This window comes from Pseudomonas sp. W2I6 (assembly GCF_030815935.1).
GTDB lineage: Bacteria > Pseudomonadota > Gammaproteobacteria > Pseudomonadales > Pseudomonadaceae > Aquipseudomonas.
In genome coordinates this window covers 360,116-376,003 of the sequence record NZ_JAUSXJ010000001.1, presented here as the reverse complement: position 1 = coordinate 376,003, position 15,888 = coordinate 360,116, and the positions used below count along the sequence as shown (strand labels likewise).

The window sequence follows — 15,888 nt, the reverse complement described above, 5'->3', positions numbered from 1 at the left end:
TGGTGCTAGGAATAATTATACTGGCCAGTATGTTATTAATACCAAACTCACCAGTCCAGTAATAAAGTGAAAATGTCCGACAATCCTGTGAACACCAATAGCCCCGGGCGTCCCAAGGACATGGCAAAACGCCAGGCGATTCTTGATGCGGCGAAGATCCTGTTTTTGAGTAATGGATATGCCAGTACCAGCATGGATGCCGTGGCAGTGGAGGCCGGGGTGTCGAAGCTGACGGTGTACAGCCATTTCACCGACAAGGAGACGCTGTTCTCGGCAGCGGTGGTTGCCAAGTGCGAAGAGCAGTTACCGGTGATGTATTTCGAGCTGCCCGAGGGTATGCCGGTGGAGAAGGTGCTGCTCAATATCGCCCGCGGGTTTCATGTGCTGATCAATAGCGAGGAGTCGGTGAACCTGCATCGGTTGATGATGACGTCCGGGAGTCAGGATCCGAAGTTGTCGCAGATCTTTTTCGAGGCTGGGCCGATGCGTATGTTGCAGGGGATGGAGCGGCTGCTCGGTAAGATCGACCAGAGTGGCGCATTGCGTATTGCCAAGCCGTTCACCGCGGCGGAGCATTTTTTCTGTTTGCTCAAAGGGACGGCGAATTTTTGTTTGTTGTATGGGTGCGGGGGGCAACTGAGCGCTGAGGCGGCCGAGGAGCATGTGCAGGAAGTGGTTGGTTTGTTCATGCGGGCTTATCGGGCTTTTTGAACTGAGTACATATCCGTTTTTTGGGTCAGGGCCGCTTATGGTTCCGCTCTTACAGCGGCTCACTTTTGAACAGCGCAAAAGTAAGCAAAACGCTCTTGCCCCACCACTCGGCACCTCGCCTAGGCTCGGTGTGCCCTCACTCCGGCTTTGGACCGTGGGCCGCCGTCATGGGCCATCCTTGGCCCAGGACGGCTAACCCGGCGTCCTGCCGGGTTACCCACGCTCCAAAGCCTGCGTTCGGCCAGCGTGGTTTAACGGGGCGCCTAAGATCAAGATCAAAAGCAGATCAAGAGCACAGCGGCCTACCGGCCGGCTTGAGTGTTTAGAAACCAAATCAAAAGCTAAAGCGGGCACGGTCCAAATGTGGGAGCGGGCTTGCTCGCGAAGGTCGTTAACGATGACGCGGGCATTCTGGATGAACGCGGCGCTCTCAGGTTTTTCGCGAGCAAGCCCGCTCCCACAGAAAAGCTGATCTGTTTTCGCTCTGGATCTTGCTTTTGCTTTTAACACTCAAGCCGGCCGGGAGGCCGCTGTGCTTTTGCTTTTGCTTTTGATTTTGATCTGACTGCCCCAATAAGCCCGAGGCCGAACGCAGGTATTGCGGAGCGGGTAAACCGGCAGGACGCCGGTTTAGCCGCGCTGGGCCATGGATGGCCCATCGCGGCGGCCCGCGGAGCAATGCCGGAGTGAGGGAACGCCGAGCCCCAGCGAGGCGCCGACAGGCGGGGCAGAGCCCTTTGCTTACTTTGGGGCTTTTCCAAAGTGAGTCGCTGTAAGAGCGAAACCATAAGCAGCCGTTACCTAAATAACGGATATGTACCCAGCCCTCAGGACTTCAACGCCTTCTTCGGATAAATATCATACCGACTGGACTTCCCATCCAACGCATGACTCGGCTTAACCCCCTCAATACAAGGCGCCTTACGCGGCCGCTTGACCACCACCCGATGACTGGCCAAAGCCAACGCCGCCGCCAACAACGCCGGCGCATCCGGATCATCCCCCACCAGCGGCCGAAACAACCTCATCTCCTTCTTCACCAACGCCGTCTTCTCCCGATGCGGAAACATCGGATCCAGATAAATCACCTGAGGCGGCTCCCCCTCCCAATCGCGCATCACCTCAATGGAGTTGCCCTTGAGCAACCTCATCCGCGCCACAATCGGCGCCACCTCAAAATCCTCTGCACCTCGCGCCAAGCCATCTTCCAGCAACGCCCCAATCAACGGCTGGCGTTCAATCAGGCTCATCTCGCAACCCAGGCTGGCCAACACAAATGCATCCTTTCCCAACCCAGCGGTAGCATCCAGCACCCTGGGCCGCACGCCCTGCGCCACACCCACCGCCTTGGCAATCATTTGCCCGCTGCCGCCGCCATACAGACGCCGGTGCGCCGCCCCACCCTCCACAAAATCCACCCGCACCGGCCCCGGCGCCTCAGGCCCCAGCTGTTGCAACTGCAGCCCCTGCTCCCCCACCTGCAAGGCAAAGTCCGCCTCATCCAGTTGCAAAGGCAACCCCAGCTGCTCGGCCCAGTGCTGCGCACGTGCCTGAAAACCTTCGGCCAAGGCCTCGACCCGAATGCGGCTGGCCGCTGGTTGTTCGCTCATCGGTGACTACGCTCAAAAATATTAAGGATCGGCAAAAAGCGGCCGATAAAAAAAAGGATCCGGCATTTTGCCAGAGCTGAGCGACGATCGAGAGAAATGTCAGACATTCCTTCGCTATTCACCGGTGTACTGCCGACCCACAACCACTTCGGCCTGCGCAATACCCAAGCGCTGGCCGGCGTCAGTCATGTGTGGCAGGACTTCTTCGCCCAGGCGTTGGCCGAACAGCTCGGCGACACGCCGGGCGCGCTCGCCAAGTCGGTGGCGAAACCTGTGGACCCGGCGGTAGAACCCAGCGAAGGCAGTGACCTGCTGTCGCAGATCGTCACCCAGCGCGCCTGTGATGTGACAGACACCGAGATCGCCCCGCCCGAGCCGCTGTTCCTGCCCATCGCCGAATTCGAACTGGAACTGCTGCCACCGGCCCCGCCACCGTACCCGGCGGAAGAAGTGGTCGCCCAGCAAAAGCAGCAAAACTTCGAAAGCGCCTGGGTGCGCCCGATCGTCCTGGCCGCCGGTCAACCGCTGCCCGAACCGGGTCCCGCGCCGCAACCACGCCCGCTGCATTTGCCGATCGCCGAATTCGAACTGGACCTGCTGCCACCACCACCGCCACCGTTCCCGACAGAAGAGCTGGTTGAGCAACAGAAAGCCCTGGATTTCGACAGCCGCTGGGCGCGTCCGCTGATCCTGCACAACCTGCGCCTGGCCGCCTGACCCTCAGCGACACACCCACCACCGACCCATGTCCAGATGAAAGTGATTACGGTGGGCGGCGTTGTAATCCGGGCTCAACACCACATTGAAATCCTTGCAGGCGCCGTCGCGCACTTGCCGCAGGAAGCGCGCACGCTCGCCGTCACCCGGCCAATCCTTGAGCACACTGATGGTGCGCCCGTCCGCCAGGCGAAACCCGGCGATATCCAACGCATTGGCCGACGCATGCTGGCTGAGTCGCCCGTTGGCGCGGTTGTAGATATTGCGACAGGCAAAGCTGCCCAGGTGATCGACCCGCGTCACTGCCTGGCCAAACACCGCCTGGGCCGCTGGTTGCAGGCTATGGCGCTCGAACAGGGCGAACGCCACGGCCAGCGGGCAACTGGCGAGAAAGCTGCTGCTCAAGCCGACGTCAGCGCCTTGGACCCGCAATGTATTGCGCAGCGGGCAAGCTGCGTCGGCAGGGCTGTCCGCCTGATGGGCCACCCGCAGCCCGGAGGTCTTCAGCACTTGGTCACATAGGGCAGGATCATCCTGCAAACGCCCAAGCTTGAATCGGGTCAGCAGGTTCGGGCTTGCCCGCACGTCCAGCGGCGCCCACGGGTTCCACTCATCGGGCAGCGGCACCCAGCCCCGCCACACGCCAACCAACACACCACATGCCAACACCAGCAGCACGCCCAGCACCTTGAAGAAACGCACGCCTCAGCCCTTGAACAGTTGATTAGCCTGGTTGAACGGCATCGAGCGCTCAGTGAAGGTAAACGTGCCCAACTCATGAACCTCCTGGGCCGCCCTGAAGAACTCGCCATAAGCCGCCAGGGCCATGGCCGAGCCGACGCTGATGCGCTTGACGCCCATCTCGCTCAACTGCGCCACGCTGAGTTTCAGGGCGCCTGACATCAAGATATTCACGGGCTTGGGTGCAACCGCCTTCACCACCGCCAATACTTCCTCGGCACTGCGCAGGGCCGGTGCATAGAGCACGTCGGCGCCAGCTTCGGCGTAGGCCTGCAGGCGGCGAATGGTGTCGGGCAAATCCAGCCGGCCATGCAGGAGGTTTTCCGCGCGGGCGGTCAGGGTGAAGGGGAATGGCAAACTGCGGGCAGCGGCGACTGCGGCTTCGACGCGCTCCACGGAAAGGTCAAAGGGATAGATCGGGTCGACGGCAATTCCGGTGGCGTCTTCGATGGAGCCACCGACAATCCCAGTCGCTGCCGCCCGCAGGATGGTCTTGGCGCAGCCTTCAGGGGTGTCACTGAAGCAGTTTTCCAGGTCGGCGGCGACGGGCAGCGAGGTCGCCTGGACGATCGCCCCGGCATTGCCCAAGGTGTCTTCCAGGGACAACGCACCTTCGGCATCCGGGCGGCCGAGGCTGAAGGCAAAGCCGGCGCTGGTGGTGGCCAGGGCTTCAAACCCCAGGCTGGCGAGCATTTTTGCAGAGCCGGCATCCCATGGATTGGGCATCACGAACGCGCGGTCACGCTCATGCAGGGCCTTGAAGGTTTCGGCGCGAAGGGTTTGGGCATCCATGACTGACTCCTGTCGGGAAAAGGAGCCTTAGAGTAACCCCAGTTGCTCCGCTGCGGGTTCTCGATGCAGGGCGGGCAATGCCGGCAAGCCGGGCAAGCGCAGCATCAATTTCTCATGAAAGCGCAAGGCCAGTTGGGCGGCCAGGCGGTTGTCGGAAGTGTGAAGAAACACGTAGGGCGAACGCCCCTCTTCGATCCAGCCGGCGACCTTTTCAATCCAGGGCACCAGGAACGGATCATTGGCTTCCAACTCCGGATGGCCAATAAAGCGCACTTGCGGAAACTGCGTCAGCGCCGCCGGGCGAGGCGGCACCTTGGGCTTTTTCGATTGGGCGTGCAGCACGGCTGCCGAGGTGGAGGTGCAACTGAACAACGCACGCGGGTCCAGGCAGATGCGCTCGACACCGCGGTCGCGCAGCAAGCGGTTGAGACTGCGCTCGGCGTCGCCCTTGGCGAAAAATTCCGAGTGACGCACCTCCACCGCCAACGGTCGCTCCAGCCCGTCGATAAACCCGGCCAACTCACCCAGGCGCTGCGGGGTGAAACTGGCCGGCAGCTGCAGCCACAACGGCGAAATACGCTCGCCCAACGGGCTCATCAACCCCAGGAAACTTTCCGCCGCCGGCAACTGCTCGATCAGGTTGCCGCTGTGGCTGATATCCCCCGGAAACTTGGCCGTGAAGCGAAAATGCCCGGGCATGATTTCAGCCCAGCGCTGCACGGTAGCGACGGAAGGACGGGCGTAGAAGGTGGTGTTGCCCTCGACGGCGTTGAAGACCTGGGAATACAGGGCAAGGTAATCGCTGGAGCGGGCGTCGGCGGGATACAGGTATTCGCGCCAGGCGTTTTCACTCCAGGACGGACAACCGAGGTAGTAAGGCAACAGCATCAGATATGGATATCGAGGCCCAGCACTTCCATATCCCATTCGACAAAGCCGGCAGTGGTCAGGTAGCTGGCCAGGGCATTGGCGACGTTTTTGCTCATGGAGCGCGGGAAGATCATGTCTTGCTGGCGGGCAGGAACGCCGCTGGTGCGTGCACCGCCGGAACCCTGGGAACGGGTTGAAACAGCAGTGTTGTCAGACTGGATTTCAACAAAATCGGGCGAGCCTTCGACGGAGTCGTCTACCGTCACGTTCGCCTTGCGAGGCTTGCGCTTGAGGGGGTAGGACTGTGATGAAAAGCCGTCTATGCGCATACATGCGAACTCGGTATCGGTGATGGCATTTTAGTGGCGCTTTCCATGGCGCGCAAATGCTCTGGTGATAACTAGAACACATAATTGGTAAAAGGTTTAAAAGCGCGGGCAAATTCTGACGATTGGCTATTTTTGTCTGAAATTGCCCGCACTTTTGACGTCAAATAATCCCGCGTTCAGCCTTGGTCTGCGCCACTTTATCCCGCAGGTACACAGGGGCTGCCTGGTCGGCCGGAATCGCCTCGCCCCGCTCCCAGGCAAAGCGTGCCAGGGCCAGCAGGTCTTCGGCATGGGGCAGCATCCCCGCATCCTGGCCGGCAAGCGTCACGCCAATGCGCTCGCCGTAGCCCCAGCCGGTGCCGGCACCGAACCAGTCGCCGCTGGCATCGCCCGGCAACGCCGCCGCTTCAGGTGGCAGCACGGCTTCAGCGCCGATCAGGCGCATCTCGCCAGCGGTTTCGCGGTAGCAGCCCCAATACACTTCATCCATGCGCGCATCGATGGCCGCCGCGACCTGGTTGGCGCCGTGTTCGCGAAACGCGCGCTGCGCCAGCACCGCCAGGTTGGACACCGGCAACACCGGACGCTCCAGCGCAAACGCCAACCCCTGGACCACACCGATAGCGATGCGCACGCCGGTGAACGCGCCCGGGCCGCGCCCGAATGCGATGGCGTCCACTGCCGACAAGGTGGTGCCCGCGTCCAGCAGCAATTGCTTGATCATCGGCAACAGCTTCTGCGCGTGCAGGCGCGGAATCACCTCGTAGTGGCTCGTAACCTTGCCATCGTGCAGCAGGGCAACGGAGCAAGCTTCAGTCGCGGTGTCCAGGGCCAGCAAGGTGCTCATCGGTGTATGCATCCACGTTGAAAAAAAGTGCGTCAGTATAAACAACAACGGCCCGCAAGCGGGCCGTTGTCAATCAAGCGGATGAACGATCAGATCAGCGCTTCCAGTACTTTGCCAGTGATGGCTTCAACCGAACCCACACCTTCGATGTGGCTGTACTTCGGCTTGCCCTGGGCGGCCGAGAGTTTCTGGTAGAAGTCCACCAGCGGCTTGGTCTGGGAATGGTAGACCGACAGGCGATGACGCACGGTCTCTTCGGTGTCGTCCTTACGCTGCACCAGGTCTTCGCCGGTGACATCGTCCTTGCCCGCGACTTTCGGCGGGTTGTAGACGATGTGGTAGACGCGGCCCGAGGCCTCGTGAACACGACGACCGGCAATACGCTGCACGATCTCTTCGTCTTCAACGGCGATTTCCACCACGTTGTCCAGCTCGACGCCGGCCTTCACCAGGGCTTCAGCCTGGGGAATGGTGCGCGGGAAGCCATCGAACAGGAAACCGTTCTTGCAGTCGTCCTGGCTGATGCGTTCCTTGACCAGGTTGATGATCAGGTCATCGGAGACCAGGCCGCCGCTGTCCATCACGCTCTTGGCGATCAGGCCCAGCTCGGTGCCGGCCTTGACGGCCGCACGCAGCATGTCGCCGGTGGAGATTTGTGGAATGCCGAATTTTTCAGTGATGAACTTTGCCTGAGTACCTTTACCGGCCCCGGGAGCTCCCAGCAGAATGACGCGCATCGATGTGCTCCTCAATTTTTTATAGAGATGACGCTCGGATTCGCCGCGTGGGGCCAATCTCGGAAATTTTGGGTCCAGGCCGCACAAACGGCCAAAGGCTGATCAAGATACACAGCAGGCCCAAACCACACAAGCCGCCGAAAGTAGGAGAAACCCGCGCCGCGCTGGCTTTATAGGCAGGTACAACCCTGACAGCAAAACGCCGGTCGCCAATTTTACGGCGACCGGCGCGGGGTATCTGCAAGCTATTGAGAACACGCCATAAATGTCAGCCGGTGTTGCGCAAACCAGCGGCAATACCGGCCACAGACACCAGCAGCGCCTGTTCCAGAGGGCTGTCTTGTGCCGCTTCCTGTTGCCGCGATCGGGCCAGCAATTCGGCCTGCAGCAGGTGCAACGGGTCCAGGTAGGTGTTGCGCAGGCGGATGAACTCCAGCGTATCGGGGCTGTGGGCCAGCAGCTGAGACTGGCCAGTCAGGCCAAGCACCACACTGCACGCCTGCGACAATAGGTCGCGTAAGTGCGCGCCCAATGGCAGCAGATCGGGCTGCACCAATCGCTCGTCATACAGCCGGGCGATGTCGGCGTCGGCCTTGGCCAGCACCATTTCCAGCATATCGATGCGCGTACGGAAGAACGGCCACTGCTCGCGCATCTGCCCCAGCAACTCGCCTTCGCCCCGCTCCAGGGCATTGTTCAACGCCGCTTCCCAGCCGAGCCAGGCGGGCAGCATCAGGCGGGTCTGGGTCCAGCCGAAGATCCACGGGATCGCCCGCAGGCTTTCAATGCCACCAGCCCGGCGCTTGGCCGGACGACTGCCCAGGGGCAAGCGACCCAGTTCCTGCTCCGGGGTCGACTGGCGGAAATACTCGACGAACTGCGGATTTTCCCGCACCACGGCGCGGTAAGCGCTGACACCGTCGGCGGCCAATTCGTCCATCAAGTGGCGCCAGGCCGGTTCCGGTGGTGGCGGTGGCAGCAAGGTTGCCTCCAGCACCGCCGCCAGGTACAGGTTGAGGTTTTGCTCGGCGATGTCCGGCAGGCCGAACTTGAAGCGGATCATCTCGCCCTGCTCAGTGGTACGGAAACGCCCCGCCACCGACCCAGGAGGCTGCGACAGAATCGCCGCGTGAGCCGGGCCGCCGCCGCGGCCTACGGTGCCGCCACGACCGTGGAACAGCAGCAGTTCGACTTGTTGTTCGCGGCAGATTTCCACCAGCCGTTCCTGGGCCCGGTATTGCGCCCAGGCGGCGGCGGTAGTGCCGGCGTCCTTGGCCGAATCCGAGTAGCCGATCATCACTTCCTGCGGGCCCTGCAGACGGGCGCGATAACCCGGCAACAGCAGCAGTTTTTCGATCACCGGGCCTGCGTTGTCCAGGTCAGCCAGGGTCTCGAACAACGGCACCACACGCATCGGCCGTTGTACGCCGGACTCCTTGAGCAGCAGTTGCACGGCCAACACGTCCGACGCGGCGCCGGCCATGGAGATGACGTAGGAACCCAGGGACGCAGCCGGTGCGGCAGCGATTTCCTTACAGGTGTTCAGCACTTCGTCGGTGTCTGCCGAAGGCTTGAAGTAGCCCGGCAACAAGGGTCGACGGTTGGCCAGTTCCTTCATCAGGAAGCTGATGCGCGCCTCTTCGTCCCAATCCTCGTACCGGCCAAGGCCCAGGTAGTCGGTGATTTCGGTCATGGCCGCGCAGTGGCGGGTGGAGTCCTGGCGTACGTCGAGGCGCACCAGGAACAGGCCAAACGTGACCGCCCGACGCAAGCAATCCAGCAGCGGGCCGTCGGCAATCACGCCCATGCCGCAGCTATGCAGCGACTCGTAGCACAGTTGCAAAGGCTCGAGCAGGTCGCGGTTGTTTTGCAGCACATCGGCGGGCACCGGCGTGGTGCTGGTCAACGAGGTGTGGGCCCATTGGCGTGTGGCGCGCAGCCGCTCACGCAATTGCTTGAGCAACGCCCGGTAAGGTTCGACGCTGTCACCCACCTTGGCCTGCAATGCCGGGCTGGCCTGTTGCATCGACAGTTCGGAGGCGAGGTGGTCGATGTCGCGCAAGTACAGGTCAGCGGCCATCCAGCGCGCGAGCAGCAACACTTCGCGGGTGACCGGGGCGGTGACGTTGGGGTTGCCGTCGCGGTCGCCGCCCATCCAGGAAGCGAAGCGAATCGGCGCGGCCTCCAGAGGCAGGCGCAGGCCGGTCGCGGCATGCAAAGCGTGATCGGCCTTGCGCAAATAATTCGGGATGGCGTGCCACAACGAATGCTCGATCACCGCAAAGCCCCACTTGGCTTCGTCTACCGGCGTGGGCCGGGTGCGGCGAATTTCTTCGGTGTGCCAGGCTTCGGCGATCAGGCGTTGCAGGCGATTGCGGATCTGCTCGCGCTCGGCGGTGGTGAGGTCGCGGTGATCCTGCAGGGCCAGTTGTGCGGCGATGGCGTCGTATTTCTGGATCAGGGTGCGGCGGGCGACTTCGGTGGGGTGAGCGGTGAGCACCAGTTCGATTTCCAGCCGGCCCAACTGGCGCGCCAGGGATTCGCTGCTGTGGCCTTCACTCTGCAGGCGCGCCAGCAGTTCCGGCAGCACCCGCGACTCGAACGGCGCCGGGGTTGATTCATCACGGCGGTGGATCAACTGATACTGTTCGGCGATATTGGCCAGGTTGAGAAACTGGTTGAAGGCCCGCGCCACCGGCAGCAGTTCGTCTTCCTTGAGTTGATTGAGGCTGGCGCTCAGCTCTTCGCCGGCCACCTGCTCCGAGGCTGCGCCACGGCGGTCGGCCTTGGCGCCTTTACGGATCTGCTCGATCTTGTCGAGGAATTCATCGCCGTACTGTTCTCGAATCGTGTTGCCCAACAGTTCACCCAGCAGGTGAACATCCTCACGCAAACGTGCATCGATATCGCTCATCAGCCAATCTCCAGCAGAAAATCCGGGACGCTTTGATCTTCAAGAGTGCCGCCCACGGCGACGTCTTACAAGGAACTTTAAACCTTGTGAGTTGCAGCTAGTCTCAACAGTAAGCCGCAGCGTTATCCGCGCTGGCCGGCTGGTCACTCATCATCGCCCGCGTACCGTGGGCTCCATTGAGGTTGCCATGAAAATCCGAGAACTGGCCCAGCATTGGGAAGAAAACGCCAAGGGTCGCCTGACCAAAACCGAATACGCCATCCATCTGGACGTGGAAGCCGCCGCCAGGCTGGCGGCGATCTCCGAGATGTACCCCAAACGCCATACCGAAGAACTGCTCGGCGAGTTGATTGGCGCAGCCCTCGAAGAGCTGGAAGCGAGCTTTCCCTATATCAAGGGCAAGCAGGTGATTGCCACCGATGAGGAAGGCGATCCGCTGTATGAGGATGTCGGCCCAACCCCACGTTTTCTCAGCCTGTCACGGCGTTACCTACACGATTTGTCAGCTCAGTCCGACAAGCAGAAACACTAGTAAACCTGAGCCTCGAACCCCTTAACCTCCCGTATTCAGGGCCTCCCACAGGCCCTGGATACCGCTGCGCCATGCAAAAGTTCCAACTTTTAAACGCTGACCGTTCAGTCAAATATTTTTTTAGGCAAATCGCCATCTTCGCTGAACTATTCAAAAAAGCCTCCGGTCACAGCCAGTAAGCCATCACTTGGAACAGCCGTTTGAATAGGCGTCCTGAGCTAACCGCCGGGCCCCGCAGACACTGCAAGCCGGAGATGGATTTGATGTTTTTCAGGAGTTACCTAATGGAGTTGAAGACGATGAAGACCAGCACTGCCAAAACCTCGTTTAACCACCTGCGCGGGCTTAAATTGGCCGCGCTGGCAATCGGCACCAGCTTCGTACTGGCTGGCTGCGCCGGCAACCCGCCGACCGAGCAATACGCTGTGACCCAATCTGCGGTGAACAGCGCTGTCAGCGCCGGCGGTACCGAGTTCGCAGCCGTGGAGATGAAGTCTGCCCAGGACAAACTGAAGCAAGCTGAAATCGCCATGCACGACAAGAACTACGACGAAGCCCGTCGCCTGGCCGAACAGTCCGAGTGGGACGCTCGCGTAGCAGAGCGTAAAGCCCAGGCTGCCAAGGCCGAACAGGCTGTGAAGGATTCCCAGAAAGCTGTTCAGGAGCTGCGTCAGGAAGGCATGCGCCCGGCTGTGATCCAGCCGCAACAATAAGCCGCCGCCCCTGATTGCATTGCACCCGAAACCGAATTGAAAGGACGATACGACTATGCGTAAACAATTGATGATCCCTGCCCTGCTGGCGATGAGCGTTGCTCTGGCGGCTTGCTCCACCCCGCCGAACCAGAACCTGGAAAACGCTCGGACCAACTTCTCGGCCCTGCAAGCCAACCCGCAAGCTACCAAGGTAGCGGCGCTGGAAACCAAAGACGCCAGCGACTGGCTGGACAAGGCTGACAAGGCCTACCGCGACAAGGAAGACCAGAAGAAGGTCGACCAACTGGCCTACCTGACCAACCAGCGCGTTGAAGTGGCCAAGGACACCATCGTCCTGCGTGAGTCCGAAGCCAAGCTGAAAAACGCCGGTGACGAACGTGCCCGCGCCCTGCTGCAGGCCCGTGACGCGCAGATCAAGCAACTGCAGGACAGCTTGAACGCCAAGCAGACTGATCGCGGCACACTGGTGACCTTTGGTGACGTGCTGTTCGCCACCAACAAGTCGGACCTCAAGTCCAGCGGCCTGGTGAACATCACCAAGCTGGCGCAGTTCCTGCGCGATAACCCGGACCGTAAAGTGATCGTCGAAGGCTACACCGACAGCACCGGTTCCGACTCGTACAACCAGAGCCTGTCCGAGCGCCGCGCCGCTTCCGTACAGCGCGCACTGGCCAACCAGGGTGTGGATATCTCGCGCATCGTGACCCAGGGCTATGGCAAGGAATACCCGGTTGCCGATAACGGCAGCGTTTCGGGCCGCGCCATGAACCGCCGCGTTGAAGTGACCATCTCCAACGACAACCAGCCGGTCAAGCCACGTTCTTCGATGGCCAACTGATCGATTGATGCTGGAAAAAAAACCCACGTTACTGTGGGTTTTTTTTCGGGTCGTCGAACCGCACAGGTCGGTTGGGATCCTCGGCTGGTAGCTCTATCTTCCCGCCGTAGCCATGTTCCGACAGCTTGTCGAGCAAGTGCTTGAGCTTATGATCCTCGGCGTCGAGCATTTCCAGCTTCTCGTGCCCCCTGAGCATGTTCACCATGTTGCTTATTGCAGCAATATCTATCGCCACCTTCTCGCCCCGACTCGTGTAAATCACATCGCTTCTGTGGTGCGTTACGCAATACGGTTCCAGATATTTCCATCATCAACTACGACTGCACCGGAGGGCCCAGCCCGCACACCACGCCGCCCGCTCCGTCGCTGAATGATCGTTTGAGGCCGCATGAAAAATCCCGCCAAATGGCGGGATTCTTTTATTTGCAGGCCAGGAATCAAGAGGTCCCAGTGCGCTTCAAGAGCATCGGGTCAGTAGCTTACTGGCGCCGAGTTATCCTGCTCCGGAGCCGCCTGCCCTTTGAGTTGGGCCAGCTCCGCCTCGAGCCTCTTGAGCCTTTCCTCAAGGCTTTCTTCGCCCTGCGCGCCCTGTGCACCACCGCCTCCTTGGGCGATCTGGTTCTTCAACTTCTGAATCTCTTGTTCCAATTGCTGAAGTCGCGAATCACCTCCCCCCGCACCTGCAGTGAATGGGGAAGACGAGTTGTTTACGCGAGGAATGTCCATTCAAGTGACTCCAAATTAAGTATCCGAGATAACCGATCCAGCGCTGCTGGCCAGTACGGAATCTGTGGCAATCCACTTAAAATGGTTCCAGACCTTTCCCACTTGACTCGCGCTACTGCTCCAATTGCGGCGTTTCCTGCCCCATGCAACGCACTGCCTGCTTCTTGCTGTTGACCAGTACGCCGGTCAGCCCTTTCTGTTCGGTATCAAACAGCACCAGTACGCCATCAACGCATTGCGCCACCTGGGCGGCCGGGGTCAGGGAGATTTTGTAATCCTCGCCCGGCACGGTCTTGAGCATGGTGAAGTCGCTGAGCAGCAACGCATCCTCGGGCTTGGCGAAGTGCAAATAGCCGTAGTACCACAGGCAGCCAACGGTACCGATGATGGTGCCGATGCCGGTGAGGATCAGGGGGATCATGTTGCGTTCTTCGCTCATTGCGGGTTCTCTGCGTTGGAATTCGGGGCCGCCGGGTAATTGGGGATTTCCCCCAGGCGGCGCAGCCCGTTGAAATGCTGGGGGTCGTCCAGGTAGCGCAGCATCACGGTTTGCCAGGTCTTGTCGGCAAAGGTTTGCACGTGGCCACCCCGGGTCAGTTGCAGCACCCGCGGTGGCGGCGCAGCCTGATACAGGCGAATGCCGTTGGAGAGCGGCACGATCGGGTCATCCAGGCTATGGAATAACAATTTCGGCACGCCGGTCAGCCGGGGCATGGCGTTGATCGCACTGTCGCCGTCCGGCACCAGCCACGACAACGGCACCTGGAACGGCCATGTTAGCCAGGAGGTGCTGAGGGCGAATTGTCCTACGTCACGATAACTGGCCGGCACACCGTCCAGTACCAGCGCCTTGAGCTGCGGCTGACGTTCGGGATGTTCCGCCAGGTAGTGCACCACTAACGCGCCGCCCAGGCTTTGGCCGAGCACGATCAACGGCTGGCCCTGGGTTTCGGGGGCGCTGTCGATCCACTTGAAGGCAGCGTCGATGTCCTGGTAAACCGCCGGCAGCGAAGGTTCGCCTTCGGACAACCCGTAGCCGCGATAGTCCACCAACAGCACTTGATAGCCCTGCTCCGGCAGCCACCAACTGCCGCCGAGGTGCCAGGCGAGATTGCCGCCATTGCCGTGCAGGTGCAGCACCGTGCCCTTGAGCGGCACGCCGGCCTTGGCCGGCAGCCACCAGGCGTGGAGCTTCAGGCCATCGGCGGTGGTCAATGTGACGTCACGGTATTGCAAGCGAGCCTTTTCCGGGGTGAACGGCATGCCGCGCTCCGGATAGAACAATAAGGAGCTGCAGCCGTTAAGGGTCAGTAGCAGGCAAAGAATGCCGAGGATTCTCATCCGTTGAAGCCTCGTGAATGGGTTGGGAACGATCCTGAAGACCTATGGAGATCAAAGGTGGGAGCGGGCTTGCTCGCGAATGCGGTGATTCAGTAACCACATCTGTTGCTGATACACCGCATTCGCGAGCAAGCCCGCTCCCACATTTTGACTGAGTTCCTTCAGAGATATCGTTAAAGGATATTGGAGTAATCCGCCTCGATCCGGTCCAGGCTCAAATGGTTGAGGAAGTTGGAGAAACACATCCACGCCGCCAACGCATTCATGTCGCGGAACTGATCCGGCAGGTATTTGGGTGGCACCACCAGGCCTTCGTCCACCAGTTGGCGCAGGGTACGCATGTCTTCCAGGGTGGTCTTGCCGCAGAACAACAACGGCACTTGCTCCAGCTTGCCTTTGCGCACGGCCAACTGAATGTAGTTGTAAACCATGATAAAGCCCTTGAGGTAGGACAAATCCTTGGTAAACGGCAGACCCGTAGGCGTCGACCCACGGAAAACCCGGCTGGCGTTGCCGTAGCTTTCCGCCATCTCAAAGCCCTGCTCACGGAAGAACTCGAACACCTGCAGGAAGTCGGCTCCCTGCTCCACCATATGAATGGCGCGAGTGCGGTTGGTCAGCTTGCGCAGGCGGCTGGGGTAGGAGGCGAAGGTGATGATTTCCATCAGGATCGCCAGGCCTTCCTGGGTCACGGTCGACGAGGGCGGGCCCTTGGACAGGAAGGTGCAGATCGGCTGGTTTTGCCCATTGAGGGTGGTGCCCACGTGCACCAGGCCTTCATGGACCTCCAGGGCGCGCACGTCGCGGTCGTTGAACATCGCGTCGGCGCGGATCTTGATGTAGTCGGCACCTGCCGCCGCATCCGCCACGATACCGTCGGACTCGAACACCCGGATGGTTTCCTCGGCCTCGCCGAATACCTTGTTCAGGCGGCTCTGCAGCAGGTTGACGGCGTCCTTGGCGGTCAGGGTCTTGGCTTCGTCCTTGAGGTCGCCACGGCCATCGATATTGTTCAGGTAGTCCGACATCATCAGGCCGAGGTCGGCCAGGGTCGGGTCACCGGCATGGAACGCATCGGAAGCGGCGCCATACAGCTCCTGGGAGATCAGGCCGAAATCCTCGGTGCCCCGCGCTTCGAGCATGCGCACCACCATGCGGTACTCCTTGCACATGCGCCGCATGATCTGCCCGACCGGGTTGAACTGGCCAAGCTGGCGGGTGATGTCACGCTCGATGTTCTGGAACTCCAGCTTCACCGCGCTGGAATCGAACGACAGCGGCCGGGTCAGGTAGTAGTCGCGGTCCACCGCCGGCATTTCCTTGCCCTTGGCCTTGAGGAATCCCTGGCGAATATTCTCGTCCCACTTCACGGCGTCGAGGACGCGAATCGGTGTTTGCGCCAGCACAATGCGATCGGACAAGGCGCGTATCGTCTGCTGGTAATCGTCCACCCGGTACTTCCTCTTT

General features: G+C 60.8%; 18 protein-coding genes. 5 read left to right on the top strand and 13 right to left on the bottom strand.

What is annotated here, in order from left to right; all coding sequences use genetic code 11:
* Positions 1–72 precede the first annotated feature (72 nt).
* Positions 73–711, top strand: coding sequence for a TetR/AcrR family transcriptional regulator (locus QF039_RS01785; protein ID WP_003219360.1), 639 nt, complete (start codon positions 73–75; stop codon positions 709–711).
* A gap of 827 nt (positions 712–1,538) precedes the next feature.
* Here QF039_RS01785 and QF039_RS01780 read toward each other — a convergent pair.
* Entirely contained in the window at positions 1,539–2,321 is a 783-nt protein-coding gene (locus tag QF039_RS01780) for a class I SAM-dependent methyltransferase (protein WP_003219204.1), read from the bottom strand.
* A 96-nt stretch (positions 2,322–2,417) separates the two neighbouring features.
* Between QF039_RS01780 and QF039_RS01775 the strand changes: the two genes are divergently transcribed.
* The gene (locus QF039_RS01775) at positions 2,418–3,038 is read left to right on the top strand and encodes an energy transducer TonB (RefSeq protein ID WP_307516692.1); all 621 of its coding nucleotides are present in this window, start codon (positions 2,418–2,420) and stop codon (positions 3,036–3,038) included.
* Positions 3,039–3,041: 3 nt separating this feature from the next.
* Here the strand turns inward: QF039_RS01775 and QF039_RS01770 are convergent, their stop codons facing one another.
* The 7 genes from QF039_RS01770 to ppc all read right to left on the bottom strand — a co-directional run bounded on the left by QF039_RS01770 (position 3,042) and on the right by ppc (position 10,268).
* Positions 3,042–3,740 carry an extensin family protein gene (locus QF039_RS01770; RefSeq protein WP_307516690.1) on the bottom strand — a complete coding sequence of 233 codons (699 nt, stop codon included), beginning with the start codon at positions 3,738–3,740 and terminating at the stop codon, positions 3,042–3,044.
* Between the two features lie 3 nt (positions 3,741–3,743).
* Positions 3,744–4,571 carry an oxaloacetate decarboxylase gene (locus tag QF039_RS01765; protein WP_178911505.1) on the bottom strand — a complete coding sequence of 276 codons (828 nt, stop codon included), beginning with the start codon at positions 4,569–4,571 and terminating at the stop codon, positions 3,744–3,746.
* A gap of 27 nt (positions 4,572–4,598) precedes the next feature.
* Positions 4,599–5,459, bottom strand: a complete 861-nt coding sequence (locus QF039_RS01760) for a DUF72 domain-containing protein (protein ID WP_307516689.1) — start codon at positions 5,457–5,459, stop codon at positions 4,599–4,601.
* Complete coding sequence (locus QF039_RS01755) at positions 5,459–5,770, bottom strand: hypothetical protein (protein WP_307516688.1); 312 nt, start codon at positions 5,768–5,770, stop codon at positions 5,459–5,461. The genes QF039_RS01760 and QF039_RS01755 overlap by 1 nt, the downstream gene beginning before the upstream one ends.
* 160 nt (positions 5,771–5,930) lie before the next feature.
* Complete coding sequence (gene tsaB, locus QF039_RS01750; protein WP_177029431.1) at positions 5,931–6,617, bottom strand: tRNA (adenosine(37)-N6)-threonylcarbamoyltransferase complex dimerization subunit type 1 TsaB; 687 nt, start codon at positions 6,615–6,617, stop codon at positions 5,931–5,933.
* Between the two features lie 89 nt (positions 6,618–6,706).
* Positions 6,707–7,354 (bottom strand): adenylate kinase, encoded by a 648-nt coding sequence (gene adk, locus QF039_RS01745; protein ID WP_008431098.1) that lies wholly within the window; start codon positions 7,352–7,354, stop codon positions 6,707–6,709.
* A 268-nt stretch (positions 7,355–7,622) separates the two neighbouring features.
* Positions 7,623–10,268: a phosphoenolpyruvate carboxylase gene (gene ppc, locus QF039_RS01740; protein WP_307516687.1), complete on the bottom strand. Its 2,646-nt coding sequence runs from the start codon at positions 10,266–10,268 to the stop codon at positions 7,623–7,625.
* A gap of 187 nt (positions 10,269–10,455) precedes the next feature.
* Here ppc and QF039_RS01735 point away from each other — a divergent pair, with 187 nt between their 5' ends.
* The 3 genes from QF039_RS01735 to QF039_RS01725 all read left to right on the top strand — a co-directional run bounded on the left by QF039_RS01735 (position 10,456) and on the right by QF039_RS01725 (position 12,354).
* The gene (locus QF039_RS01735; protein ID WP_003219222.1) at positions 10,456–10,800 is read left to right on the top strand and encodes a hypothetical protein; all 345 of its coding nucleotides are present in this window, start codon (positions 10,456–10,458) and stop codon (positions 10,798–10,800) included.
* Between the two features lie 284 nt (positions 10,801–11,084).
* Positions 11,085–11,513 (top strand): DUF4398 domain-containing protein, encoded by a 429-nt coding sequence (locus QF039_RS01730; protein WP_003219226.1) that lies wholly within the window; start codon positions 11,085–11,087, stop codon positions 11,511–11,513.
* A gap of 55 nt (positions 11,514–11,568) precedes the next feature.
* Entirely contained in the window at positions 11,569–12,354 is a 786-nt protein-coding gene (locus QF039_RS01725) for an OmpA family protein (protein WP_003219227.1), read from the top strand.
* Between the two features lie 28 nt (positions 12,355–12,382).
* Here the strand turns inward: QF039_RS01725 and QF039_RS01720 are convergent, their stop codons facing one another.
* The 5 genes from QF039_RS01720 to QF039_RS01700 form a co-directional block, all read right to left on the bottom strand.
* Positions 12,383–12,616 (bottom strand): hypothetical protein, encoded by a 234-nt coding sequence (locus tag QF039_RS01720; RefSeq protein ID WP_008431103.1) that lies wholly within the window; start codon positions 12,614–12,616, stop codon positions 12,383–12,385.
* Positions 12,617–12,825: 209 nt separating this feature from the next.
* On the bottom strand, positions 12,826–13,080 hold the full coding sequence (locus tag QF039_RS01715; RefSeq protein ID WP_003219231.1) for a FlxA-like family protein: 255 nt from the start codon (positions 13,078–13,080) through the stop codon (positions 12,826–12,828).
* 112 nt (positions 13,081–13,192) lie between these two features.
* The gene (locus QF039_RS01710) at positions 13,193–13,519 is read right to left on the bottom strand and encodes a hypothetical protein (RefSeq protein ID WP_003219233.1); all 327 of its coding nucleotides are present in this window, start codon (positions 13,517–13,519) and stop codon (positions 13,193–13,195) included.
* Positions 13,516–14,421, bottom strand: a complete 906-nt coding sequence (locus QF039_RS01705) for an alpha/beta hydrolase (RefSeq protein WP_023659124.1) — start codon at positions 14,419–14,421, stop codon at positions 13,516–13,518. Before QF039_RS01705 ends, QF039_RS01710 begins: the two co-directional genes overlap by 4 nt.
* A 173-nt stretch (positions 14,422–14,594) precedes the next feature.
* A complete protein-coding gene (locus QF039_RS01700) occupies positions 14,595–15,872 on the bottom strand; it encodes a flavohemoglobin expression-modulating QEGLA motif protein (RefSeq protein ID WP_003219237.1) in 1,278 nt (425 codons plus the stop codon).
* Positions 15,873–15,888: the final 16 nt, after the last annotated feature.